The organism is Ruegeria sp. BHSC276 (assembly GCF_059612945.1).
This window is the reverse complement of the sequence record NZ_JBXWRP010000004.1, coordinates 12,621-38,283: the sequence shown is the minus strand read 5'-3', so window position 1 is coordinate 38,283 and position 25,663 is coordinate 12,621. Positions and strand designations below refer to the sequence as shown.

Here is a 25,663-nt window from a genome sequence, read left to right as displayed (position 1 = left end):
GATAGCGGCCGATGTCCGATCCGACCCGACCCGAATTGTCCGTGATCGTCGCCATCGTCGATGGAGGCGCTGCGCTGCGCAACTGTCTGAACGCACTGCGGAACCAGTCAGGCACGCATCAGTTCGAAGTCATCATTCCCTACGACCAGCTATCGCGCGAAGCCGCCGACCTGCAGACCGATTTCCCCGAGTTCCGGTTTCTGGATCTGGGCGTGGTCGCCCGGGGCCAGGTGCCGCGCAACGCGCTCGAACTGCACCGGTTCTGGGACATTCGCCGCGCCGAGGGCGTCAAGGCCGCGCGCGGCCGGTTGATCGGCATGGTCGAAGACCGGGGCATCCCGCGGGAAGACTGGGTGGCCTCCGCCATCGACCTGCAACGGCAAACCGGCGCGGCCGCAGTGGGGGGATGCGTGGACAACGGCCATGACACGGCGTGGAATTGGGCGGTTCACATCTGTGACTTCAGCCGCTACATGCCGCCGATACCGACCTCCGAGGCCGATTTTCTGTCGGCAACAAACGTCTGCTACCGGGCCGATACCCTGCGTGAATTGCAGGCCCTCTACAAAGAGCGGTTCTACGAACCCTCGATCCACGCGGCATTACAGGCGGCTGGTCACAAGCTGGTCCTGTCAGAACACCCCCGCACAACGCAATTCCGGCCACGCATCCCGACACATCAGCTGGCGGTCGAGTGGTTTCATTGGGGGCGAAAATACGCGCGGATACATTCCGGCGAGATTTCGGCCGCCAAGCGTGTCTTTCGCGCCGCTGTGACCCCCTTGCTGCCCTTCGTTCTGTTTGCGCGGCACTATTCAACCCAGCGGAAGAAACGGATACATCTGCGCGACTTCTGGAAAGCATCCCCCCTGATCTTTCTGATCGTCACGATGTGGGCGTTGGGCGAGCTTGCAGGCTATGTGCAGGGGCCGGAACCCGCCCACGCCTGATCCCGGTCAAGGACGCTCGGGCAGCAAGCGGGGCAACTCGACCGGCGCGTTGGCGCGGCTGCTCTCGGCCACCGCCAAGGCAATCTCGATCGCGCGCAGACCGGCATTCCCGTCGGCAATCCGGACGCTCAGGTCCCCGTCGCACAGTTTCAGGAAATCCCTTAGTTCCTCGGCGAAGGATAGCTTGGCCGTCGATTTCCACGACCGCAGCTTTTCCCGGACCGCGATGTCGAAATAGTGCCGGGTGGTCGTGACCGGTTTTCCGCCCGGTTCCGGCAGGGTCACCAGCACGTTCTTCATCGGCGCATAGGCCCCGCGCACCAGCCCGTGGGTTCCATGTGCCTCGATGACAAAGTCGTATCCACGCCATTCATCCCATGTGGCCTGATAGATCGCGGCCAGCCCGTCGGGATTGCGGAAGATCGCCATGGCATTGTCCTCGGACCCCGCCAAGTTCCAAACGGACTCGCTAGCCACGCCATAGACCGACGTAACCTCGCCCAGCAGATGCCGCACCAGGTCGGTCAGGTGAATCCCGATGTCCCACATCGCGCCGCCGCCCGCCAGCGGGGTCCGGTATTCCCAATCGTGGGCGAAATGGGCTAGCCCGTCATGGCCGCCGAAGGCCCGCACATGGGTCAGCGTTCCGATCTGGCCGCTGGTTACGGCGTCCTTTACATAGGCGAAGGCCGGGTAGTACCGCATGTTGAACCCGGTCGCGACGACCCGGTTCGCGGCTGCGGCCGCCTTCAGGATTCGGCGGCAGGTCTCGACCGAGTTGGCCATCGGTTTCTCGACCAGCACATGCCGCCCCCGCGCAAGCGCGCCCAGGCAGGGGGCCTCGTGCAGGTGCGGCGGTGTCGAGACCACGACGGCATCCATATCGGTGTCCAGAAACCGGTCCAGGTCGGTGAAGACCGGCGCCCCACCGGCTACGGCCCGGGCACCCTCTTCCGACAGATCCATGACGGCCGCCAGCGTCGTGTCCGGGTACTCCTGGATGGTCTCGACCCGCAATTTCCCGATTTTCCCGGCCCCGCCGACAACCCCGATACGCATGAAACAACTCCTTCACTCAATACTTTCGCCCGACCGCACCGGTCCGGCGCACACGACAATCAACCTTGGGAACGGCCCCTTACGGTGCTCGGTCCTTCAATCGCGGATCCGGCGGTGGCCCGGCGCAAAACCCGCGCTCCAATCCAACATTCCTTTCCTGCGCAGTAGCACAGGCCAGCGCGTTGCGCTAGGCTGACCTCGGACAACATGTTGCTTTGGATCGAGTTTTGACGGATCGGACCCACACCGGGAACCAAGCCCAATGGCAGGACCTTGCAGGCCGCCCGGTCTTTGTCACCGGTGCCACGGGGTTCGTCGGTCGGCGGCTGCTGGAACAGCTGACCCAGGCCGGGGCAAACGTCACCGCTTTGCTCAGAACCCGGCACGGCACGCGCGATCTTGCCGCGCTCGGGGTCCGGGTCGAGGTGGGCGCCCTGTCTGACCGACCTCTGATGCAGGCCGCCTTGCGCGGCCATCAGGTGCTGTTTCACCTCGCGTATGACATGCGCGCACCCGCAACCCAAAACCTTGCGGATTTCGAGGTGCTCAGATCCGCCGCCGAAACTGCGGGCGTCGGCCGGATCGTCCATGTCAGCTCGATCGTCGTGCATGACGGCTGGCCACATCAGGATCTGGATGAAAACAGCCCCATGCAAAGGCCGGGCGGGTCGGCCTATCGGCAGGCCAAGCAGGCCATGGAGCAGGCCTTGATGCAAGGGAACTGCCCCGCGGCGATCCTGCAGCCGACGCTGGTCTATGGCCCGCACAGCCGGATGTGGACCGACCAGCTGGCCGACTGGCTGGCGCGTGGAACGGTGGTCCTGCCCGATCCCGAAGGTGTCTGCAACGGGGTATTCGTCGATGATCTGGTGCAGGCTCTGTTGCGCGCGGCGATCCTGCCGGATCTGGACCGCGAGCGTTTCATCATTTCCGGCGCGGCACCTTTCGCCTGGTCGGACCTGCTGCTTGGCTATGCCCGGATCATCGGGCGGGGTCAGGTGCGCCATTCCCCACTGGCCGCGCTGCAGGCCCGGCTGCCCGCGCCATCGGAGGACGCCCCGCCCGACCGGCCAGCTCTGGCCGCGCGCGTCAGCGCCGCCGCCCGCAGCCTGATCGGTCGCGAGAAGTTCGAAACCATGGTTCACGAGTTGAAGCGCCGCTTGCCCGGTCCGGCCGAGGTCTTTCCCGACCACGCCATGCTCGAACTGTTCGCGGCACATGGGGTCTGCCGGATCGACCTCGCCCGCGCGCGCCTGGGCTATCGGCCTGAATACGATTTGCCCGCCGGGCTCGACGCCACACGCACCTATCTTCAATCCCGCCACGGCGCCCCGTAATTGACGGTTTTTTCAGTGTTTCTTGTTTCGAGGTTCATGGGTTTTGACACATATCGCCGTTGACGCAACATCGTGGGAAAACGAACGCGGGTTTGGCCGCTTTACCCGCAACCTGATCCACGCGCTGGTCAGCCGGGACACGGGGTACCGGTACACGCTGCTGTTCGATCAACCCCCCACGCGCGTGGTGCCGGACGGGGTCGAGATACGGGTCGCCGGGTCCGGGGCTTCGATGTCCGAGGCCTCATCAGGCGCGCGGGCCCGCAAAGGCGCCGACCTGATGACGATGGCGCGGGCCGCTAGGCAGATTCAGTGCGACCTGTTCTTCTATCCGGCGGTTTATTCCTATTTTCCCCTGCTTGCGCGGCGACCCAGCGTGGTGTGCTTTCACGACACGATCCCCGAGCGGTTTCCCGACCTGATCTTTCCCCGAAAGCTGAACTTCCGCCTGTGGCAGGCCAAATGCTGGCTGGCCAAAAAACAGGCGACGCGGGTGATGACGATCTCCGAGGCCTCGGCAACCGATCTGGCGGCCATCCTGCGCATTCCCCGCGGCAAGATCGACACGATCACCGAAGGGGCCGAGCCGATCTTTGCCCCCGCCCGGGACCAGTTGCAGCTGGACCGTGTCCGGCAAAGCCATGGCATCCCGCCGGACGCGCCGCTTCTGGTCTATGTAGGCGGGTTCAACCGGCACAAGAACGTGCTGCGCCTGATCGAGGCAATGCCGCGCATCGTCGCCACGTTTCCCGACACGCGGTTGGCCATCGTCGGGCGCACGACCGGGGCCCGGTTCTGGGACAACATCGCAGACCTCAAGGCCAGTGCAGCCGCGAATGCCGCGTGTTCCGAAAACATCCTGTTTACCGGAGAGATCGACGACACCCAACTGGCCGCCTTGCTGAACGCCGCCGACGCGCTGGTATTTCCCTCGCTGTGGGAGGGTTTCGGCCTGCCTGCGCTCGAGGCGATGTCCTGCGGAACGCCCGTCCTGTCCTCGGATCGCGGCAGCCTGCCCGAGGTGGTCGGCGATGGCGGGCTGTATTTCGACCCGACATCCAGCCGGGCGCTGGCAGACCAGGCCATCCGCCTGCTGTCCGATCCGGGCCTGCGACACGACCTGTCGAACAAGGCGCTGGCCCGGGCGTCAGGGTTCGGGTGGGACAAGGGCGCGGCCATGGCCGAACAGTCGTTTCAGCGGGCGCTGGGTGGGAAATAGGAAAATTGCAGCATCGTCCGACTGCGCAAGCTGTCACAGTACAGTCCACGGCAATAGGTGCCATTGCGCCCTATTTGGAAACATTCAATCTGCGCCCTGCCCGGGCGAGACTATTTTATTGGATTCGGCCCCGATCCTCCGTATCGGTGGTTGAGGGCGGTTTGTTTAGGTCCAAGACGGCAATTGATTTCAGTTCCAGTTTGTATGATCAGGGTACATCATGAATCTCGAAACCTCACATCACCAGGCCCTCAGACAGCGCATCGCCGCGCGCGAGGCGCGGGTCGCCGTGGTCGGGCTGGGCTATGTCGGCCTCCCTCTGGCGCTGACCGCCCATGACAAAGGCTTTGACACCACCGGAATCGACCTGAACCCGCAGCGGGTCGCGCGGATCAATCAAGGTGCGCAGGTCATCTCGTACCTCGCACCAGACCGAATCGCCAAAGCCGTGGACAGCGGACGGTTCCGGGCAACGCAGGACGCGGCAGCCCTGACCGAGGCCGACATCATCCTGATCTGCGTCCCCACGCCGCTGACCGACAGCCAGGACCCGGACATGCGCTTTGTCGCAGCCGCCGCCGAGACCATCGCACAGCATCTGCGGCCCGGACAGCTGGTGGTATTGGAAAGCAGCGTCTGGCCGGGCGCCACCACGACGCTGGTGCAGCCGCTGCTAGAAGCGCGCGGCCTGCGCGCGGGGGTCGATTTCTTTCTGGGCTTCTCGCCCGAGCGCGAAGACCCCGGCAATGACAAGTTCGACACCCACAACATTCCCAAGGTTGTCGGCGCCGACGATCCGCTGTCGCTGCAACTGATCGAGGAGTTCTATCGCGCCATTGTGACACGCGCGGTTCCGGTCAGTTCGGCCGCCACCGCCGAGGCAGTCAAGCTGGTGGAAAACAGCTTTCGGACGGTGAACATCGCGCTCGTGAACGAACTCAAGACCGCATTGGACGCAATGGGCGTGGATGTATGGGAAGTGATCGACGCCGCCGCCACCAAGCCCTTCGGGTTCATGCCCTTCTATCCCGGTCCGGGGATCGGCGGCGCCTGCATCCCGGTCTCGCCGGCCTATCTGGCCTGGCGCGCGGCCGATGCCGGATCCGACACGCCGATCATCAACCTGGCCCGGTCCAGCAACGATGCCGTCCCAAGCGCGCTGGCCCGCCGGATGGCCGACCGGCTGGCGCCGGATGGGGCCGACACCGACCAACCTCTGGCCGGCCAACGCATCCTGCTGATGGGCATCGCCTACAAGCGCGACGTCGAGGATACCCGCCGCAGCCCCGCGCTGGTGCTGCTGCAAGAGCTGGAGAAGCTGGGCGCGCGGGTCGATTACCATGATCCGTTCTTCCCCAGCCTGCCGGAAGGGGGCGAGTTCCCGGATCTGGCCGGGCGAGAATCGATGCCTCTGACGGCGGAAAACCTGAAACGCTATGGCGCGGTGGCGGTGATTACCGACCACAGCGCGCCCGACTATGCGCTGGTGGCGCGCGAAGCCGCGATGATATTCGACACGCGCAACGTCTTTGCAAAGAAAGGAATTGAGGTGGCCGGTGGCCGCCTGGTGAAGCTTTGAGACCGCGTGTGGCGGCCCTGCCGGGCGAAGGTCCGGCAGGTCGGCAAGGTTCGCTTTCAAGGATGCCCGGACCGAAAGAAGAACCCGTTGATGAGTGAAAAGCCCGCAAGAATCTTCGTCGACCTGGATGGCACGCTGGTCAGGACCGATCTTTTTGTCGAGGCCATCGTTCAGTTTCTGACGAAGAACCCGTTGAACATATTTGTGCTGGTGCTCTGGCTGTTTCGCGGCATCGCCTATGCCAAATCCCGCATCGCGCAGCAGGTTCGGATCGACCCGGCCGGTCTGCCCTACGAAACGGCGCTGTTGGCGTATTTGAAGCAACAAAAGGCCCAGGGCCGGCAGCTGGTTCTGGCGACGGCCGCGCCGAAGGCCTTTGCCGAACCGGTGGCCGAGCATCTGGGCCTTTTCGATACTGTCCTGGCCACCGACGCAACGCACAACCTGAAAGGCGCCAGAAAACTGGCCGCGATCCGGAATATGGCCGGACAGGATCCCTTCACCTACGCAGGTGACACCGCAGCGGACCGTCCGATCTGGGCCGCAGCCAAGACCGAAATCTTGGTGAATGCACCGGCACGGGATGTGGATGCAGCACGGGCGGCGGACAAAGCCGAAATGGTCGTCAACTCGCGGCCACCCGGCTGGAGAGCATTCCTAAAATCGATGCGTCCGCATCAATATGCCAAGAACGCGTTGATCTTTGCGCCTCTGTTCACGTCACAGCAGCACCTGCCGATCGAGAGCGTGCTGGCGTCGCTGCTGGCCTTCATCTGCTTCAGCCTCTGTGCATCGGGCGTGTATTTCCTGAACGATCTTGTCGATCTGCAGGCCGACCGCCAGCATACCAGCAAGCAGTTCCGTCCCCTGCCCTCGGGCGACCTTTCGCTGCGGGCGGGCGTGGTCGGGGCCATCGCCCTGCCGATCGTCGCCTTCGGACTGTCGGTCTTTTTCCTTCCGGTCAATTTCACCCTGGTGCTGATCGCCTACCTTGCCATCACCATGGCCTATTCCTTTTGGGTCAAGCAGATCGCCACGGCGGACGTTATGGTGTTGGCTTCATTGTACACATTGCGGGTGATCGCGGGCTCGGCCGCCACCGGTATCGTCCTGTCGTCCTGGTTTCTGGCCTTCTCGATGTTCATCTTCGTCAGCCTGGGCTATCTGAAACGCTATGTCGAAGTGGCCGCGGCCCCCGCCGATGACAGCACCGTGCATGGCCGGGACTATTCGCATGCCGACAGCGAGACGATGTTCAGCCTGGGCGTCGCAAACATCACCGCGGCGGTGGTCATTCTGGCGCTGTACATCAACAGCCCCGAGGTCCAGACCATCTACCGGACCCCCGAAATCTTGTGGCTGCTGTGCCTTCTGCTGCTGTACTGGGGCAACCGGATCTGGGTCGGGGCGCGGCGCGGGCGGGTGGCCGACGACCCGGTTCTGTTCGCGCTGCGCGACCGCATCAGCCTGATGGTCGGCGCAGCCTTCGTGGTGGTCACGCTGGCTGCCAAGTACCTCAGCCTGTGACGGACCCGACAACCGAGGAGAAGGAACATGTCACTCTACTGGTCTTCTTTGCTGCTTGCGGTTTGCGCGAACATCTGCACCAACGTGTCATTCAAACTGGCCGTTCAACAGCTGTCCGGTCCGTTTGACATCCGCGCCTTGGTGGCATCTCCTTGGGCGTGGGCCGGGCTGGCCAGCGGGCTGCTTCTGCTGGGCAGTTTCATCGTCGCCATCCGCGGGATCGAGTTGAGCATCGCCTATCCGGCCGTCACGGGGCTGGCGATGGTTGGTATTCTTGTCGTCGGCTACGTCCTGTTTTCGGAAACGCTGAGCCTTCAGAAAATCGCCGGCATCGGGTTGGTCATGGCAGGGGTTCTGCTGCTGTCGCAGGTCGACCAAGCCTGACACCCGGCCCGTTGACCATCGGCAAAACCTTGCACAAATGAACCGATTTGCACCTCACGCCTTGCCCTTGCAACACTTGTTCCGGCATGCAGCGCACACCGTACCATATCGCAACAGTTCATGGATTCGCGTGATGGGATCGGTGCAGACAGGCAACCGCTAACCAAATTTTTACCCTTGGCAGTTCAAACTTTTGCCATGATTTGAAACCGTAATCGAATTGCGGCTTGAGTGGTGGGCATCTTGGTCCTCTCACAACCGGGTCGCGACTCATGACCGGAGGGACTGGGACAGTGTTGGGGATCGTCGGATTGGCAATGATATTCAGCCTTGGTCTGGCCGTGGCCGCCCTGTTGTCCGGGTATTCGGTTCTGACCGCACTGTTGGTTTATATGCTCGCCGGAACTTGCTTTGTCCTGGTTAGCATGGGCGCAATCTGCTTGACCCGCGCGCTGAAGACCACGCAATCGGATGAGCGCCGCGCCTTTTCCGGCTGATCGCCGCATTCCGAGTCATCTGGGCCGGCGATCCTACGACCAGTTTGCAGGATCAAGGCGAAAGAACTTGCGCAATTCCGAATAAAATGCAGGTTCGACCTGCTTCAAGGCCTTGGGCCGCTCAAAGAACAGCTCGACCGTGACGGCAAAGAACTCTTCGTGTCCGGTGGCACCATAGGGGTCGATCACTGTGCGCCGGCCCGTCTCGACCGCTTGCACATGCGCGTCGAAGGCCGCCAAAAAAACACGCTCCCACCCGGCATAGCTTTGCTCTTTGGCCAGTACGGGCACGCCGTTGGTGCCGCCGGACAAGTCATCCAACTGATGGGCAAATTCGTGGAACACGACGTTGTGCCCGTCATGATCGTTTGCCGCGCCCTGCCGGCTGTGCGCCCAGGACAGGATCACCGGCCCCCGATCCCAGCTTTCGCCGGTACGGATGATCTCTTGTTCGGTCACGACATAGCCGCTGTGCCGCTGTTGGCGAGACTTGAAGGCGTTGGGATAGATCAGGACCGTCGTCAGATTGTCATACCATTGGTCCGAGTTGACGACCAGAAGGCAGGCTTGTGCGGCAATCGACAGGCGCATTTCGTCCGTGACCTCAAGCCCGTCGCAGCCGATGAAATCGACCTGGTTCAGGAACAGGTTTATCTTGCCTTCCAAAGTGGCGCGCAGCTTGGCAGGCAGCCGCTCGAGGATCGGCACCGTCGCGTGGATGGTCCGCCGCTCTTCATCGCTCAGCGGTGTTTGCAGCAGCGCGGCCCTGGCCCTGGACTTCGACCAGAAATACCAGGCCACCAGACCGGCGATTGTCGCAACAAGGGTCAGAAAAAGCACCATGTGGCGACGGTATCTCTATTGCCCCACCTCAGAAAGCCGATTCATTCGGTCGAGGGCTGCGTGAAGTCCGCCAGCCAAGGCCGTTCGACATCCATGCCCTGATACAGCGCATGCAGCAGCAGATGTGCCGTCACCGGGTCGGGGGCAAGGGGGCGACGGTCCAGTCGCCCCTCTTTGACCGTTGTTTCGGCGTCGAAGATCACCGCATCCTCTTTGATGGTGGTCACCACACGAAGCTGGGCCAGCGTTTCGGGGTCGACCGCGGTCGGGTCGTCCGAAAGGATCACGAAATCAGCCAGTTTGCCCACCTCGATCGAGCCCTTCTGATCTTCCTCGAAATGCTGCCATGCCGGCCAGATCGTCATCGCCTTGAGCGCCGTCATCACATCGACCCGTTGATACGGGCCCAGGATGTCGCCCGACCGGGTGCGCCGGGTAACCGTCGCTGCCAAGACCCGCATGCTGTCTGGAAATGCCACAGGCGCGTCGTGATGCGTACCGAACATCATGCCGCGCTCGGTCACCCAGCCGGTGGGCGAGATGTTGTCGGCATTGACCGGCCCGACCGTGTGGTCGCGGTGCCAGTCGCCCCAATAGAAGGTGTGCATCGGAAACAGCGATGGGAACACGCCCAATCGTTTGAGGCTGGCCACCTGATCCTCGCGCAGGAACTGACCATGCACCAGAACAGGCCGATTGCCCGGATCCCCATAGGTCAACCGCGCCTCGTCGATGGCGGCGATCAGCATGTCCGTGGCCCCCTCGCCATTGGAGTGGGTCAGGATCTGGAGACCGTTCTCGAAACACCAGTTCACCGAATCCTGCAACTGCTCGCGCGTGATGGCGGCGTAGCCGGCATAGCCGGGCGGGTAATCCCCGACCGGATCGTAGTAGGGCCGATCCCGCAGCGCGGTAAATCCTTGCGGCGAGCCGTCGATTGTCAGCTTGCACCCGCCGACTCGCACCCGGTCGGCATAGGTGCGCGACGCGTCCGATGCGATGAAATCGCGCGATTCCAGAACGTCGGGAAAGGCCACCACGTCGATCGGAAGGTCGCCGTCCGCGGCCACCCGGCGCAGGGCCTGAACTGCTGCACCCGAGGAGCGCCCCTCTTGCGCGGTGGTGTAGCCAAAGCGCGCCCACATCCGGCTGCCGGCGCGCGCAAAAGTCTGCAGCCCGTCTTCGCCGACACTGCCAAGCAGGGGCACCAAGGCGCCGAAGAATGCGTATTCCTCCAGCACGCCATTCGGCTGGCCGGCATCGTCCTTTCGGATCACGCCTCCGGGCGGGTTCTCGGTTTCTGCGGTGATCCCGGCCAATTCGAGCGCTTTGGAATTGCCGACCCCTAGATGGCCGGATTGGTGGATGATCATGATCGGAACGTCGCGCGATACCGCGTCCAGTTCGGAACGGGTGGGGTGGCGCAGCTCGGCCAGTTGCGCGTTGTCATAGCCGAAGCCGATGATCATCCCCATCGCTTCGACCGTGTCGCTATTGGCCTCGGCCCAAGCGGACAACGCCGCCTGCAGGCTGTCAATGTCGGTGACCGTGCCATCCGGTGGTGCCAGCAGGTTCGCCGACAAGGCTTGCAAACCGCCCATGACCACGTGACCGTGGCTGTCGACAAAGCCGGGCAACATTGCGCGCCCGTCCAGATCAAAGATCGTCGTTTCTTCGCCCTGATGACTGCGCATCTCGGTCAGTTCACCTACCGCGATGATCCGCCCATCCTTGACCGCGACCGCCTGTACCGTGGGCCGGGCGTCATCGATTGTCAGAATCGGACCACCGGTATAGATCGTGTCAGCGACCTGTTGGGCCAAAGCCATGTTGCTGAGGGTAAGACCGGCAGCAACGCACACGGCAGACAGGGTTGAAAGACGCATTCCGAACCTCCAGCAGCATATGGCAGTTCGGTGGACTCTAGCACGAAGTTGGCGTCCGGCCCGTGCAATGTTCAATTTTTGAACCGGCGCCGGCGTTTACTTGAGCGCGCGCGCCAGAAATTGCCGTGTGGCGTCTTGCTGCGGGTGGTCAAAGAGCTGCTCGGGCGGGCCTTCCTCGACAATGCGGCCGTTCCGCAGGAAACACACCTTGTCGGCGGCCTGCCGGGCAAAGCCCATCTCGTGCGTGGCCATCACCATGGTCATGCCCTGCTGTTTGAGCATCAGCAGTACGTCCAGAACCTCGCCCACCAGTTGCGGGTCGAGGGCCGAGGTGATCTCGTCGAACAACATCACCTCGGGCTGCATTGCCAAAGCGCGCACGATGGCGACCCGCTGCTGCTGCCCGCCAGATAGTTGGTCGGGATAGTTGTGCATCCGGTCGGCCAGCCCGAAGCGTTCGAACATCTCTTCGATCTGGGGCAGCAGTTCGGCGCGCGTGCGGCCGCGCACGCGGCGCGGCGCCAGCATCACGTTGTCCAGCGCCGTCATGTGCGGAAACAGGTTGAAGCTCTGGAACACGATGCCGATGCGGGCGCGCACCGATTGCGGATCCAGCCCGGGCACCGAGATGTCGACCCCGTCCAGCAGGATCTCACCATCCTCGATCGGCTCGAGCAGGTTGATGCAGCGCAGAACGGTGGATTTGCCCGCCCCCGAAGCGCCGATCAGGCAGACCATCTGCCCCTCGTCCACGGTCAGGTCGATGCCGTCGCAGACGGTGCGGTCGCCAAAGCGTTTGACGACGTTGCGCAAGTTCAGTTTCGCCATCAGCGCCGCTCCCGCATCTGCCGGGCCATCAGGTGGTCGGCATAGCGCGTCGCCGGGATGGTCACGATCAGAAAAATGATCGCCGCGCCCACATAAGGCGTGAAATTGGCCAGCAGCGATTTGAACACGCCGGCCTGGCGGAAGATCTCGACCGGGCCGATGAAACTGAGAAGCGACACGTCCTTTTGCAGCGCGATCAACATGTTCATCTGCGAGGGCACGACGTTGCGGACGGCTTGTGGCAGCACCACGTCGCGCATCACCTGGCCTTCGGTCAGGCCCAGCGACAGGGCGGCGGCGCGCTGGCTGTGGTGTACGCTGTCGATGCCCGAGCGGAAAATCTCGGCCACATAAGCCGAATAGGTCAGGATCAGCGCCAGCGATCCCCAGATATAGGGCGAGTTCCACGGCCGGGCCAGACCCAGCCCGGGAATGCCGAAGCCGATCAGATAGACGGTCAGGATCACAGGCACGCCGCGGAATATGTCGGTGAAGGCCGCGCCGAAGATACGCAACGGGAACAGAGCGGGCGATTTGGTGTCGCGGGCCAGCGCGATCAGTAGCCCCAGCACCGCGATCGCGGGCGCCGACCAAGCAAAGATCATCACGTTGATCTTAAAGGCCTCGAGCAGCTTCGGGAAGGTCTTGACCAGAACCTCGCCGTTGAAAAAGCTCTGCTGGACCTTGGCCCAGCCCGGTGCCAGCGGCACCAGCACGATCAGCGCCAACACGACCAGAACGGTGCTGGTCGCGGCGATCCGGATCGACCGCCGCCGCTGCTGCGCCTCAAAAAGTTCGCGGCGGGTCGGGCCCGCCGTTCTGTTCTGTGTCATGTCACTTGATCAGCGGAACGCCCGTCGTGTCCTGCAGCCACTTGGCCTCTATCTCGGCCAGTTTGCCGCTTTCGGTCAGCGCGGCGATGGCCGAATCCACGCAGGATTTCAGCGGGTTGCCTTCCTCCATCAACATGCCGAACTGATCGGGGTTGTCGCCTTGATCGGCAGGGAACTGGCCGATTACCTTGGACCCTTCGATCATCACCGCGCTCAGGAACAGGGCAGTGGGCAGGTCGAACAGCGCGGCGTCGATCTGGTTCGCGGTCATGGCCGCGTTCACATCGGCATTGTCGCCATAGAGCAGCGGATCGGCATTTGGCTGGATTACGTTGGCCAGTTTCGGCACCGCTGTGGTCGAGCCGACCGCGCCCCATTGCAGGCCCTTCAGCGCCTCGAGCGTGGGCGGGGTGTCAACGGCGTTTGCGCTGACCAGAACCGCCATCGGCGCGGTGTAGTAAGGGGCCGAGAAATCGACGACCTGATCGCGCTCGGGCGTGATCGAGTATTGCTGGATGTTCACGTCGAAGTTCTTGGCGCCGGGTTGGATCGCCTCGTCAAAGGACGACCGGACCCAAACCACGTCATCAGCGGCAAAGCCCATCTCCTCGGCCACGGCATAGGCGACGGCGGCTTCAAAGCCTTGGCCGGACTCGGGCGCGTCATCCATCACCCAAGGGTAATAGGCCGGGTTTCCGGTGGCCACGGTGAACTTGCCCTCGGTCAGGGTCTTGCCCGCGGCGCAATGCCCATCCGCAAGGGCCGAAGTTGCGGTGAACGCAAGGGTTGCGGCCGCGATCGAAAGCATCTTGGACATGGATCTGGGTCTCCTGTTGGGAATGTCGGGCCCACGGTAGTGTTGCCCGCCGACCCTGTCCAGTTGGTCGCGGTCTATGCCAAACACCGCAAGAAGTTCAAGCCGTCACGCGGGTGGAATGTTGTGGTTCACCCGGAACAGGTTGCCGGGGTCGTACCTGCCTTTGATCCGGGACAATTGGGCCGCGTTCGCACCATAGGCCGATGACAGGGCGGCGGCCTCATCCGCGGGCATGAAATTGACATAGGCACTGCCGGTTGCATACGGCACCATGCGGTCATACAGCGCCCGCGCCCAAGCAATGCAGGCATCGTCATTGGCTGGGTCTTCCCAACGGGTGTGCACGTTCATGATGAAATGGGCCGAGCGTTGGGGATAGGCTGTCGCCGCAGCCTCGACCCGTGCCATCGCGCCGCCGACGTGGGCGATGAACACTTCACAAGCCGGGTCCGGCAAGGTCGAGATACTGTCGAGCAGCCCTGCGACCGCATCCGTGGGCAAGGCATCAAAATCGTGGCTTTTCCAATAGTTGCGCGCGCCGGGGGTCAGCAGAGGGTCGAACGCGGCCTGCCAGTCGACGAAGGCGTGCGGCGCGATCACGTCCACGATCGGGTCTCCGAGGGCGCGCAGCGGCTCCATCGCGGCTTCTCCGTCTTCGATGGGCCCGGCATAACAGGCGGCAAAGATCAGCACCTCGCGCCCGTGCCAGTCTTCGGGCAGGAAGGGCAACGGCGGGGCCTTGCGCATCACCGTCCAGACCGTCAGCTCGTCAGGGGCGGTGTCGGCGATCCGGGCGTATTCGGGCAACAGCGAGGGACCCTGTTCAAGCGGGTGGATCACAAGGCCGGACAGGACTTGCGGCCCCAGCGGATGCAGGCGGAACTCGAACGAAGTGACCACGCCGAAATTGCCACCGCCCCCACGGATGGCCCAGAACAGGTCCGGGTGGCTGCTTTCCGACGCGGTCACGATCGCGCCATCGGCCAGCACCACCTCGGCCGAGATCAGGTTGTCGATGGTCATGCCGAACTTGCGCGTGGTCCAGCCAAAGCCGCCGCCCAAGGTCAACCCGGCGATCCCCGTGGTCGAGTTGATGCCCGTCGGAACCACCAACCCGTGCGCCTGCGTCTCTCGGTCTACGTCACCCAGTACCGCGCCTGGCGCCACACGCGCGGTGCGCGCCTTCGGGTCGACATGCACCGATTTCATCTGCGACAAATCCAGCATCACCGCATCATCGGCCACCGCATGCCCGGCAATCTGATGTCCGCCCGAGCGGACGGACATGATCAGCCCCGCCTCGCGCACGAAATTGATGGCCTTTTGCACATCGCTGGCGCCGAGCGCCCGGATCACAAAGCCGGGTTTGCGGTCGACAATGCTGTTCCAAGTGGTCCGGGCGTCATCGTATTCCGGGCTACCGGGTAGGAAGACGGAGCCGCGTAGCGCCGCGTCCAAAGCGTCAAGCGCGTCTTGGTCCACGGATTTGGTGCTGCCGTTCAGCGTTATCAGGTCAAACATTATCGGTCCTCCAGATCAGGTGGACAGGATCCTTGCTTGTCTGCCTCTGCGGGTGCCCTTTCGCCTGTTGCCGGCGTCGGGCGCAACTGAGATCGGATGCTACGTCAGGCGAAAAGGCCTGGGTCGACACGGTCAACCGGCGTGATGACGTCAGCAGGAATGTTCAGGCGCTTCGCCGCCTTGCGCAGACTTTCCTCGTCCGGGGCTTCGTACAGGCAATAGGTCTTGCGCTTGTCGGCACTGAGGAACGAGAATATCCACTCGATCCCCTCTTCATCGTTGATTTCCTTGATCTTGATCTTGTCGTCGTCTCCCAGATCAAGCTGTTCGGCAAAATTTCGTTCAATGATATATCTTGGCATGGCACCCCCCCGGTACACACTTTCTGAAAACTAGGACGCTGCTCCCTCAAGTCTTGACGCCAAGGAAACCATAGCCAATTCTCGCGCGGTTGCCAACGCTGCCACCTCGAGCTCCAAGGCAATGCTAAGGTCCTGAGGGCGACCTCGGCGGCGCAATGCTCGGGCTCGGGCGGCTTGGCTATGGGCGATCCAGGGTGGAGCGGCCATCGCTGTATCGACGGCCATCGCGGTGTCGAACAGACTCTCGGCAGTGTCCCATTCGCCCAAAAGCGCCGCCAGCGCGCCCAGCCGTCGTGCAGCGGCGCCGGTGCAGACGGTAGTTGCCCCGGCGGTGATGGTCAGATCGCGAAAGGGCAACAGTTTCTGATAGATGATCTCGGCGAGGTCGCGCCGTTCGACCGCTACGCAGATATCGGCGAGATAGCCCAGAGTGGTCGAATACATCGCATCCTCCGGCAGCTCGAAGCCGGTTTCGGACAACTCATCGAGGATTCGTTCAGCTGCCTCGGAATAGCCAAGCTCGGCGGCGATCAGGCCAAAGCCGGGCTTCCAAGCGACATCTTCCGGGTTGTCGGACATCAGGCGTTTGACGACGGGCGCCACTTCGTGAAGGCGGTTCTGTTCCCGACGGATCGTGAACATCTGAACGCCATACACGCCCTCGACATGGGCACCGTGAGTCTGACGGCCGATCTTCAACGCCTCGGTCGCATAGGCTTCGGCCCGGTCGAACCGACCGTCCAAGATGTCCACCATGGCCCGGGCATGAATCTGCACCCAATAAAGTTGCAGATGCATGTCCTTGCTCGAAATCTCGGTCAACAGGTCCAGCGAGCTGTCGACCAACGCACGGTCAGCCATCTCGGCACCGACGAACAAACTGAGCGTGCGGTCGCGCCCCTGGTCGATGCTGCCCAGTTTTTCCGCCGTCGCGTGCATCGCCTCCAGATTTTCCCGCCAGTTCCAGCGGTCGTCGCCCTGCCGGGCGATGAACGGCGCACCATAGCGGGTCATCATGACGTGAAACTGCGATTTGTGGTCGCCCAGCCGCGCGGCCAAGTCCATGCATCGTTGACCATATTCCGCGCCTTCGGCAAGGCGGCCAATGAACATGCAGGCTTTGGAGATCTGTCCCATGAGGCTGCAGCGGCGCGCCTCGTCTTGCTCGGGCAGTTTTTCCAGCGCCTCGAGGCAGAGCGAGATCGCCTTTTCATGATTCCGGCCGGCCATCATGCAGGTATCCGCAAACTGGTTCGTGATATCCGCGGCCAGCGCATCCCGGCCGGTGCGCCGCGCCGCATCCATGGCTTGTTGCAGCAGCGCAATCCCCTCGGGCAATTGCCCGGCGCTGTCATGGGCACGCCCCAGCAGCGAAGTAGCAACAATCACCTCGCGGCTGTCGTCAGAGCCCAACTGGCCCGCGGCCTTCAGCGCTTCGGCCGCGTTGGCCAAGGCCTCTTGGCTGGCCGATCTGCCCAAGGCCATTTCGGTGGCCGCGCGCCACCGTTCAAAGGCAGCGGCCCAATCCTCGGCCTCGGTCAGGTGCCGGGCGACGGGTTCCGGGCGGCGCTCGATGTCAGCGGCGCGGTGCAGGGTCAGCGCTCGGGCCACCTGGGCGTGCTGGACCTTGCGTGTGGTGCTGAGCATGGATTGATAGGCCGTGTCGCGGATCAGCGCGTGGCGAAATACGAAATGCCCCTTGCGGTGGCCACTTTCAAAAATCAGACCGGCGCGACTCAACTCATCGAGATGCGTGTGCAGGTCTTCCGGGCCCAGGGACATGATTTCCAGCAGCAGGTCAGGCTCGAACTCGCGCCCGATCACCGAGGCGGCCAAGGCGACCTGTTTGGCGCCGGGCGACACCGCATCGAGCCGAGCCATCAACGTGCCCTTGAGCGACGAGGGCACATTGCGCAGATCGCCCGTCTGGGTGATCGTTCGGGTCAATTCCTCGACGAACAGCGGGATTCCGTCGGTTTTCTCGATGATGCTGGCCACCATTTCGGGGTCGGTCGGGCGGCCGGTCAACGATTCGATCAGGTCGCCGACCTGGGCAGGCCCGAAGCGACGCAACTGCAATGTCTGGACATGGGTATCGCCGGCGCCGGTCCGCATTTCCCATTCGGGGCGATGAGTGATAACCATCAGCAACGGCAGGTCGACACAGATCGATTTGAACCGCTCGAGAAGGGCCAAGGTCGAGGCATCGATCCAATGGGCGTCCTCGACGAAAATGATGACGGGACGATTTGACGCTCGCGCCCTGACCGTGGTGATCAGCGTCTGAATCGTCAGGTCACGCTGCTCTTGCGGCGAAAGGTTCAGAACCGTTTGGGCCAGCGCGCTGTGCGGCGCAACCAGGGCCGCAAATACCGGGAGCACCTGGTCGAGTTTCAGACCCTGACGCCGGGATAGCATCCCGCGCACATGCTCCTGAACCCTGTCGTCGTCGAAATCGTGCCCAACGCCCGCATCCTGCGAAATCCGTGCCGCGACCGGGTGAAACGGGCTGCTGGTCAGGTAGGGCGAGCAGTTCAGGCGGATGATGTCGGCGTGTTCCGCCACGTTGGGGTCCGCAAGAAAAGCCTCGACCAGCCGGGACTTGCCCATACCGGCCTCGCCGCCCAGCAGGATCACCTGGCCCGCGCCATCCTTCACCTGCCGCCACGACTGCAGCAGGATGTCCTTTTCCGTCTCGCGCCCGATCAACCTGTTTTGGGCCGCACAGTCATGCACGGCGCGAAAGCGGCTCTCGGCGCTGCGTTCCGCCACAACTTGCATCAAACTCCGCGGTGCATCGAACCCCTTGAGCGGAACCTGCCCCAGTTCGGCGAATTCGAATACGCCCTGCAACGCCGTCGTGGCGTCCTCCTGCGGGACGACCACGGCGTTCGGCGGCGCTCGTTCCTGGATGCGGGCGGCCAGGTTCAAGACCGGCCCGGTCATCGCCCCTTCCTCATAGGTGTTTTTGCCGATCGCGTCACCCACGACCACGTCGCCGCTGGCGATGCCGATCCGAACCGACAGCGGGGTCCCGTCCGGGGTTTGCAGCGCCTTGACCCGCGCCACCGACTCCTGGCCTGCTTTGACCGCGCGGATCGCGTGATCCTCGTAGGCGCGCGGCCAACCGAAAAAGACAAGCAACCCGTCACCCAGATATTTGGCGACATAGCCGCCATACCGGCTGACGGCCCCGGCGACGGCGTCCTGATAGCGCTGCAGCAGGGTCCGCATGTCTTCCGGGTCAATCCGGTTGGTCAGTTCGGTCGAGCCGACAAGATCGGCAAAGAACACGGTCAGGTGCCGGCGCTCGGCAGCCGCAAGGTCAGCTTGGTCGGACACGGCCCCCGCCGCCTCGGGCAAAGGGATGGCAGGGTGCGGCGACCCGTCCGGCGTGCCGCCCAAATCCCGCGCCGCCGCCAGTATGAGCTTCCGGTGCCCAAGGCTGACACCCAGTTCGCGCAGGTCAGCGTCGGACAGCAAGGGCAGCACCCGTTCATCGACGTCGTTCTGTGCAAACGCATCGGCATACTGGTCCAGGCCCAGATCGTGCAGCCATGTCTCGACCGTGCTGTCCATGCCTGATCATGCGGGGTTATGCGGTGTCAATCAAGCAATCGGTCAGTGCGGCCGAAAATGTCTCGACACGCAGGTTTGGGCGGATCAGACTGCGCTGACGTTTCAATTCCTTGATCGGGCAGAGTCCAGCCATGCAGCGCAGCGGATTTTTTCAATTCCGAATGACGGTAGCCGGCCTTGCACTGATCGTTTTGGCTGGGTTGATCATCCCAATGGGTGCCTGCGCCCAGAACGCCGTTGAAACGGGCGTGACGGGCACCGTACAGGTCAGAGACCTGCTGAACCGGCGATGCGTCGTCTGCCACAGCTGCTATGACGCGCCCTGCCAACTGAAGCTGACCGCACCCGAAGGCGTGGCGCGCGGCGGGACCAAGCAGGTGGTCTACGACACCGACCGGCTGACAGATGCGCCGCCCACGCGGCTTGGGCTCGACGCCCGAACCGTGCCGGACTGGCGCGCGCTGGGGTTCCACACGGTCGCCGGAGGTCCGGGGCAAAAGCCCGGACAACTCAGTCTGCTGGAACGCTTTCTGGATCTGGGCCACGCCGCGCCGCTGCCCGAGGGAGAGCCCGTTCCGCAAGAGCTGGGTCTTTCGATCAACCGCGAACTGGTCTGCCCGTCGCCGCAGGAATTCGATGCGTTTCGGCGCAAACACCCCTTGGCCGGAATGCCCTACGCTGCCGCGCGGTTGTCGGATGACGAGTTCACCCTGTTGCGCGAATGGGCGCGGGCCGGCGGGACACTCGATCCGGAAGCAGCGGATCTGCCAGCTTCGGTCCAGGCGAAGGTCGATAGGTGGGAGGCCTTTCTGAACGCCGACGATCTCCGTAGCCGGTTGACCAGCCGCTACTTGTTCGAACATCTGTTCCTGGCGCGCCTACATTTCCCGGATGACGACCCGCGCCGGTTCTTTCAGATGGTAAGGTCCACGACGCCGCCGGGGCAGCCGATCTCCGTCATCGCGTCCCGCCGGCCCTTCGACGACCCCGGCGCAAGGCCGTTCTACTATCGGCTGCAACTTGTGACCGAGACCATCGTGCACAAGGAACACCTCGTTTATCCGTTCGGGTCCCGGCGTATGGACCGGTATAGGGAGCTGTTTCTTGAACCCGACTGGTCGCTGGAACAACTGCCGCCCTATGGCGATGCAGAGGGCGGCAACCCGTTCAGCACTTTCGCTGCGCTCCCCGCCCGCAGCCGCTATGAGTTTTTGTTGGACGACGCGCTGTTCTTCGTGCGCAGCTTCATCCGAGGCCCGGTCTGTCATGGGCAGACGGCGGTCAACGTGATCGAAGACCGGTTCTGGGTCAGTTTCCTTGACCCCGAGGCGGATCTGTCGGTGACCGATCCCAGCTATCTTGCCCAGGGCGCGGCCTATCTCGAATTGCCGGTCGCCGGGGCCGATGAAGGGGTGCTGGGCGATCTCCAGTCGCTCTATCACCGCAATCAGGTGGAATACCTTCAGTTTCGCGACGCCCGCTATCGCAACAGCCCGGCGCATCGGACGGGGTTCGGCTATGATGCGATCTGGGACGGGGGCGGGACGAATCCACAGGCATTGATCACCGTGTTTCGGCACTTTGACAACGCCTCGGCGATGATCGGGTTTCACGGCGACATCCCGGAAACCGCCTGGGTGATCGACTATCCGGTGTTCGAGAGGATCTATTACAATCTGGTCGCAGGCTACGACGTGTTCGGCCGGGTCGCGCATCAGCTGGCCACACGGCTGTACATGAATGAGCTGCGTATGGAGAGCGAAGATAGTTTCCTGACCTTCATGCCGGCCGAAATCCGAACCCGGATGCATGATGGCTGGTATCAGGGATTTCTTGCCGAGTTGCACACCTATTGGCATCAGCGCCGTCTCGATGACGATTTCCCGACCGGGATCGCCTTCGGCACCGACAACCCCAAGGCCGAGTTTCTGCTGAACTTGCTGAACCGCGGGAACGGGCTGTGGCCGGTCACCGACCCGATCAATCGCTGCACGGGTGACGCCTGTACCAGCGACCCCAGCGCGACGCTGCTGCGGCAGTTGTCCAGCCAAACCGGCCCGTGGGTCAGATATCTGCCCGACCTGTCGGTTTTGCTGGTCGAACATGGCGAAGACCAGACCGAGGTCTTTTCCCTCGTCCATGACAAGGCCCATTCCAACGTTGCATTTCTGTTCCGCGAACACGCACGACGCCTGCCCCGGGACGACACGATCACGGTGTTGCCCGGGCTGATCGGAAGCTATCCCAATTTCTTCTTCCGCGTGTCCAGCGACGCGTTGCCCGACTTCGTGTCTGCCGTGAAGGCGATCCGCTCGCAAAGCGACTATATGAATGTCATCGCCACTTACGGCATACGCAGGACAAGCTCCGACTTCTGGAGGCTCAGCGACCGCCTGCACGAGATGTTGGCACGGCAAGCGCCGGTTCAGTCCGGCGTTCTGGACCTCAACCGCTACAAGGACCCGAAGGCGGACGATCAACCCTCATAGAGGCCCGACACCCGAAGGTCATCGACACCCGGCTTGCCCGGGGCCGAGCGCTGGCCTATCCTGGTGGGGATGAAATCCTTTGCCGAAATTCGCCCGACCTACAGCCGGTCCGAACGCGTCAGCGACGGGGTAGTACATGTACTGGGCGTTGGTGCGGCATTGGTCGCGGTACCGATCCTGGTCGGCCAGACCGTGCAGTCCGGACCCGAGCCCGCCGCGGTCTGGGGCGCGTTGATCTACGGCGTGACGCTTGTCTTAATGCTGAGTTTTTCAGCGCTCTACAACATGAGCCAGAGCCCGGAATGGACCGATGTTCTGCGGCGTCTCGACCACTCGGGGATCTACGTCAAGATCGCCGGAACCTATACGCCGTTCCTGCTGTTGTCCGGCGGGCAGGCGCCGGGCTTGCTGTTTGGTCTGTGGTCGTCGGCCACGCTGGGTTCGGCCCTGAAGATGATCGCTCCGCACAGGTTCCGGTGGTTCGGGCTGGCGCTTTACCTGATGATGGGATGGGCCATCGTTTGGGCGGGCCAGGGTGTTCTGGCCGATCTGCCCTCGGCGGTCGTGATCCTGATGATCGCGGGTGGGCTGGTCTACACGGCCGGCGTTGCGTTCTATCTGCTGGACTGGATCCCGTATCACAACACGATCTGGCATGTGTTCGTGCTGTCGGGCAGCGGTCTGTTTTTTGCCGCTGTCTGCATGCGGGTTCTGCCTGAACCGGTCTTGGGCCTGTAGACGCCGCGCGTTCCAAGTGGTGTTTTTTTTCGCCGTCGGGTGTCTCGGGTCGGAAGGCAGTCGGCTACCACTACGGCGAACGGGGCTGGCCGACCCGCCCTGCGCAATCGCCACAGGCCGCCGAAAACCTGCACCGCTGATCCGCAAGGGGCTTGAACCGGGGGGCCGTGGCAGTGTCATCTGAGACCCTGCGAAGGGAGGGTCTGCATGAAGCTGCGGCAAATCATAGCCGGTCTGGTCTGTCTGGTCGCGCTGCTTGGCTGCGCACCCAAGGAGCGCATGTACGAAAAGACGGTGTCCAACTATCAGCCCGCCCGTGAAGACAGCAAACTAGGACGCGCGGCGCGCCGGTTGGGCGACCCTGGGGACGGGCGCTCGGGCGTGCGACTTGTCAGCGATGGAGAACAGGCGCTGGTCTCTCGGCTGTTGATGGCGGCCGCCGCCGAACGCACGATCGACGCACAATATTACCTGCTGCATGACGACCCGACGGGGCATCTTTTTGCAGCCAGCCTTCTTCAGGCGGCTGATCGCGGAGTGCGCGTCCGCTTGTTGCTGGATGATATGGACACCGCAGGCTATGACGCGATGACCGCCGCACTGGACCTGCACGAAAACATCGAAATCAGGCTGTTCAACCCGTTCTGGCGCGATCAAAGCTTGGTCGTGGCCGGTTTGACCGATTTCAAGCGGATCAATCGACGGATGCACAACAAGTCCATGACGGCCGACAATCTGTTTACCATCGTGGGCGGGCGGAACATCGGGGCCGAGTATTTTCTCGCCCGCGAGGAAATGAACTATGCCGATCTCGATGTGCTGGCTGCGGGGCCGGTGGTGACCGAAGTTTCCAAAAGCTTCGATGACTACTGGAACAGTCCGTTCGCGGTGCCCGCCCGCGCGGTTGTCGGGCCGCCGGAATTCAGCCTTGCCGCCGCCCGCGACCGGTTGCGCCAATTGGTCGAAGACGCGAAGCGAACACCCTATGGCGCCGCGCTGCGCCGGTCGGCGCAGGAAAACTTTGCAGACGGGGCCCTTTCGCTGGATTGGGTGCCGGCCCGACTCTATGCGGACCCGCCTGCCAAGGCAGCCGGCGCCGACATCGCGGATCCGATCCTTGCCGCGCAACTGCTGCCATATTTCGAGACAGCAAAATCCGAGGTCACCATCGTTTCGGCCTATTTCGTGCCCCGCAACAGCGGTGTCCGGTGGCTGACCGCACTCGAGCGCCGAGGCGTCGATGTCCGGGTCGTCACCAACTCGCTGGCATCGAACGATGTGCTTCCCGTCTATGCCCATTACGCCACGAAACGCAGACCGTTGCTGCGCGGCGGCGTCGATCTGTACGAACTGCGACCCGACAACTATCAACAGCAGCGACAGGGCATCAACTGGGCGCAGTCTCGGTCGGGGCTACATTCCAAGGCTTTCGCGATTGATGATCGATACCTGTTCGTGGGGTCGTTCAACTGGGACCCCCGCTCGGTCAACATCAACACCGAGATGGGAATCCTGATCGACTCGCCCGCCCTGACCGAACAGGCCATCGGTGCGCTGGACGACGCGCTACCCGCCTATACGTACCGGGTCACGCTGGGGCCAGCCGGGCAGTTGACCTGGCGGACCCGTGCGGCCGACGGAACGGTGCTGGAATATGATACCGAGCCAACGGGCAGCGCCTGGGATCACATCGTTGCAGGGTTCCTGAGCCTGCTGCCGATCGGGTCGCAGCTGTGAGCAGGGACCACGCCCGATCGTGGCGCGATGGACAGGGGGCTTTGCGCCCCCGAGGGCGGGGCCGCGTCGTCATGCACTGACGCGCGCCAGAAACCGCTGCAAACGCAGATCTTTCGGCGCATCGAAGATCTGTGCCGGGGGGCCCTGTTCCACGATCCGACCGCCCTCCATGAAGATCACCCGGTCGGCGATTTCGCGGGCAAAACGCATCTCATGCGTGACGATCAACATGGTCTGGCGCTGCGCGGCGACCGAACGCATGAGGTCGAGCACCTCGCCGACCCATTCCGGATCCAGCGCCGAGGTCGGCTCGTCAAACAGCATCAACTGCGCCCCGATCGCCATGGCGCGGCCGATCCCCACACGTTGCTGCTGTCCGCCCGACAGGCTGGCCGGATAGCTGTCGGCCTTTTCCGCCAGACCGATTTCCTTCAGGATGCGACGGCCCTGCGCCTCGGCCTCGGCGCGGGGGCGTTTCTGCACGGTGACCAGCGCTTCCATGATGTTTTCCAGCGCGGTGCGATGTGAAAACAGGCCGTAATTCTGGAACACGAAGGCAGTCGCGCGCCGCAGGGCCAGAATATCGGCACGGCTGGCCCGTGTCGCATCGACCGAAATGCCTCCGACCGTGATGCGGCCCGCATCGGGCGTGTCTAGAAAGTTGATGCAGCGCAGCAACGTGGATTTCCCGGTGCCCGAGGGGCCGATGACGACGACGCGCTCGCCCTTTGCGATCTCGAGATCAATGGTGTTCAGGACGGCGGTGCCGCCAAACCGTTTGGTCAGTCCTTCGATACGGATCATCGTGCATATGCCCTGTTCAGTCGGATCTCGAGGACCTTCTGCGCCTGGCTCAGACCTTCGACCATGATCCAGTAGATGACGGCGACCACCAGGAATGCCTCGAAATACAGGAAGCTGCCCGCCGCCTCTTTCTGGGCAGCGCCCATCATCTCGGTCACGCCGAGGGTGAAGGCCAGCGAGGTGCCCTTGATCATGTCGATGAAGTAGTTGACCAGCGTCGGAGCCGCCACGCGGGCCGCCTGCGGCAGGACCACCCGCCGCATCAACTGGCCTTGGGTCATGCCGATGGACTGCGCTGCTTCCCACTGGCTGCGATCGACGCCGATGATCGCCGCGCGGATGGTTTCGGCCATGTAGGCGGCAAAGTGCAGCGTCAGCCCCATGATCGCGGCGGTCACCCCGTCAATCGCGGTCAGGAAAGACAGAACTTGCGGCAACCCATAGTAGAACAGGAACAGTTGCACCAGCAGCGGCGTGCCGCGGAAGAAACTGATGAACAGAAGCACCAGCTGATCCAGCACAGGCACGCGAAAGACACGTTCCACCGCCAGCGCCACCGCGAGAACCAGCGCCAGCACCATGGCGGCCGAAGCCATCGCCAGCGTCAGCGGCACATAGCCCAAGATGACGGGGACCAGCCCCAGCATATATTCAAGGTCCAATCCCCGCATGGC

21 protein-coding genes are annotated in these 25,663 nt (G+C 63.1%); 10 read left to right on the top strand and 11 right to left on the bottom strand.

The window, feature by feature from the left end; genetic code table 11:
- Positions 1 to 11: 11 nt before the first annotated feature.
- Positions 12 to 950 carry a hypothetical protein gene (locus AC2FMD_RS07395; RefSeq protein ID WP_496742950.1) on the top strand — a complete coding sequence of 313 codons (939 nt, stop codon included), beginning with the start codon at positions 12 to 14 and terminating at the stop codon, positions 948 to 950.
- 6 nt (positions 951 to 956) lie between these two features.
- On the opposite strand, the gene AC2FMD_RS07390 is transcribed toward AC2FMD_RS07395, so the two are convergent.
- On the bottom strand, positions 957 to 2,009 hold the full coding sequence (locus AC2FMD_RS07390) for a Gfo/Idh/MocA family protein (RefSeq protein ID WP_496742951.1): 1,053 nt from the start codon (positions 2,007 to 2,009) through the stop codon (positions 957 to 959).
- A 227-nt stretch (positions 2,010 to 2,236) separates the two neighbouring features.
- Between AC2FMD_RS07390 and AC2FMD_RS07385 the strand changes: the two genes are divergently transcribed.
- The 6 genes from AC2FMD_RS07385 (at position 2,237) to AC2FMD_RS07360 (ending at position 8,552) form a co-directional block, all read left to right on the top strand.
- Entirely contained in the window at positions 2,237 to 3,346 is a 1,110-nt protein-coding gene (locus AC2FMD_RS07385) for an NAD-dependent epimerase/dehydratase family protein (RefSeq protein ID WP_496742952.1), read from the top strand.
- A 43-nt stretch (positions 3,347 to 3,389) separates the two neighbouring features.
- Entirely contained in the window at positions 3,390 to 4,565 is a 1,176-nt protein-coding gene (locus AC2FMD_RS07380) for a glycosyltransferase family 4 protein (RefSeq protein WP_496742953.1), read from the top strand.
- A gap of 220 nt (positions 4,566 to 4,785) precedes the next feature.
- A complete protein-coding gene (locus AC2FMD_RS07375) occupies positions 4,786 to 6,144 on the top strand; it encodes a nucleotide sugar dehydrogenase (RefSeq protein ID WP_496742954.1) in 1,359 nt (452 codons plus the stop codon).
- 90 nt (positions 6,145 to 6,234) lie between these two features.
- Entirely contained in the window at positions 6,235 to 7,671 is a 1,437-nt protein-coding gene (locus tag AC2FMD_RS07370) for a UbiA family prenyltransferase (protein ID WP_496683134.1), read from the top strand.
- Positions 7,672 to 7,698: 27 nt separating this feature from the next.
- Complete coding sequence (locus tag AC2FMD_RS07365) at positions 7,699 to 8,055, top strand: DMT family transporter (protein ID WP_496685616.1); 357 nt, start codon at positions 7,699 to 7,701, stop codon at positions 8,053 to 8,055.
- Between the two features lie 317 nt (positions 8,056 to 8,372).
- The gene (locus tag AC2FMD_RS07360) at positions 8,373 to 8,552 is read left to right on the top strand and encodes a hypothetical protein (RefSeq protein ID WP_496742955.1); all 180 of its coding nucleotides are present in this window, start codon (positions 8,373 to 8,375) and stop codon (positions 8,550 to 8,552) included.
- Positions 8,553 to 8,585: 33 nt separating this feature from the next.
- Here the strand turns inward: AC2FMD_RS07360 and AC2FMD_RS07355 are convergent, their stop codons facing one another.
- From AC2FMD_RS07355 to AC2FMD_RS07320, 8 genes are all read right to left on the bottom strand, one after another.
- Positions 8,586 to 9,395 (bottom strand): M90 family metallopeptidase, encoded by an 810-nt coding sequence (locus tag AC2FMD_RS07355; protein ID WP_496794860.1) that lies wholly within the window; start codon positions 9,393 to 9,395, stop codon positions 8,586 to 8,588.
- 41 nt (positions 9,396 to 9,436) lie between these two features.
- A complete protein-coding gene (locus AC2FMD_RS07350; protein WP_496742957.1) occupies positions 9,437 to 11,281 on the bottom strand; it encodes an amidohydrolase in 1,845 nt (614 codons plus the stop codon).
- A gap of 96 nt (positions 11,282 to 11,377) precedes the next feature.
- Positions 11,378 to 12,109 (bottom strand): amino acid ABC transporter ATP-binding protein, encoded by a 732-nt coding sequence (locus AC2FMD_RS07345; RefSeq protein ID WP_496742958.1) that lies wholly within the window; start codon positions 12,107 to 12,109, stop codon positions 11,378 to 11,380.
- The gene (locus tag AC2FMD_RS07340; protein WP_496685604.1) at positions 12,109 to 12,942 is read right to left on the bottom strand and encodes an amino acid ABC transporter permease; all 834 of its coding nucleotides are present in this window, start codon (positions 12,940 to 12,942) and stop codon (positions 12,109 to 12,111) included. Before AC2FMD_RS07340 ends, AC2FMD_RS07345 begins: the two co-directional genes overlap by 1 nt.
- A gap of 1 nt (position 12,943) precedes the next feature.
- Positions 12,944 to 13,759: an ABC transporter substrate-binding protein gene (locus AC2FMD_RS07335; RefSeq protein ID WP_496685602.1), complete on the bottom strand. Its 816-nt coding sequence runs from the start codon at positions 13,757 to 13,759 to the stop codon at positions 12,944 to 12,946.
- Positions 13,760 to 13,864: 105 nt separating this feature from the next.
- On the bottom strand, positions 13,865 to 15,280 hold the full coding sequence (locus tag AC2FMD_RS07330; RefSeq protein WP_496683119.1) for an FAD-binding oxidoreductase: 1,416 nt from the start codon (positions 15,278 to 15,280) through the stop codon (positions 13,865 to 13,867).
- A gap of 104 nt (positions 15,281 to 15,384) precedes the next feature.
- Positions 15,385 to 15,642, bottom strand: a complete 258-nt coding sequence (locus AC2FMD_RS07325) for a DUF4242 domain-containing protein (RefSeq protein ID WP_496683117.1) — start codon at positions 15,640 to 15,642, stop codon at positions 15,385 to 15,387.
- A gap of 30 nt (positions 15,643 to 15,672) precedes the next feature.
- Positions 15,673 to 19,221, bottom strand: a complete 3,549-nt coding sequence (locus tag AC2FMD_RS07320) for an AAA family ATPase (protein ID WP_496794859.1) — start codon at positions 19,219 to 19,221, stop codon at positions 15,673 to 15,675.
- 161 nt (positions 19,222 to 19,382) lie between these two features.
- On the opposite strand from AC2FMD_RS07320, the gene AC2FMD_RS07315 reads away from it, so the two are divergent.
- The 3 genes from AC2FMD_RS07315 (at position 19,383) to AC2FMD_RS07305 (ending at position 24,185) form a co-directional block, all read left to right on the top strand.
- The gene (locus AC2FMD_RS07315) at positions 19,383 to 21,710 is read left to right on the top strand and encodes a fatty acid cis/trans isomerase (RefSeq protein WP_496794858.1); all 2,328 of its coding nucleotides are present in this window, start codon (positions 19,383 to 19,385) and stop codon (positions 21,708 to 21,710) included.
- A 69-nt stretch (positions 21,711 to 21,779) separates the two neighbouring features.
- The gene (gene trhA, locus AC2FMD_RS07310) at positions 21,780 to 22,448 is read left to right on the top strand and encodes a PAQR family membrane homeostasis protein TrhA (RefSeq protein WP_496683110.1); all 669 of its coding nucleotides are present in this window, start codon (positions 21,780 to 21,782) and stop codon (positions 22,446 to 22,448) included.
- 207 nt (positions 22,449 to 22,655) lie between these two features.
- Positions 22,656 to 24,185: a phospholipase D family protein gene (locus AC2FMD_RS07305; RefSeq protein WP_496794857.1), complete on the top strand. Its 1,530-nt coding sequence runs from the start codon at positions 22,656 to 22,658 to the stop codon at positions 24,183 to 24,185.
- Positions 24,186 to 24,254: 69 nt separating this feature from the next.
- Here AC2FMD_RS07305 and AC2FMD_RS07300 read toward each other — a convergent pair whose 3' ends face one another.
- Together AC2FMD_RS07300 and AC2FMD_RS07295 are read right to left on the bottom strand one after the other, a co-directional pair.
- Positions 24,255 to 24,989, bottom strand: a complete 735-nt coding sequence (locus AC2FMD_RS07300; RefSeq protein WP_496743447.1) for an amino acid ABC transporter ATP-binding protein — start codon at positions 24,987 to 24,989, stop codon at positions 24,255 to 24,257.
- The gene (locus tag AC2FMD_RS07295) at positions 24,986 to 25,660 is read right to left on the bottom strand and encodes an amino acid ABC transporter permease (protein WP_496685590.1); all 675 of its coding nucleotides are present in this window, start codon (positions 25,658 to 25,660) and stop codon (positions 24,986 to 24,988) included. The genes AC2FMD_RS07300 and AC2FMD_RS07295 overlap by 4 nt, the downstream gene beginning before the upstream one ends.
- Positions 25,661 to 25,663: the final 3 nt, after the last annotated feature.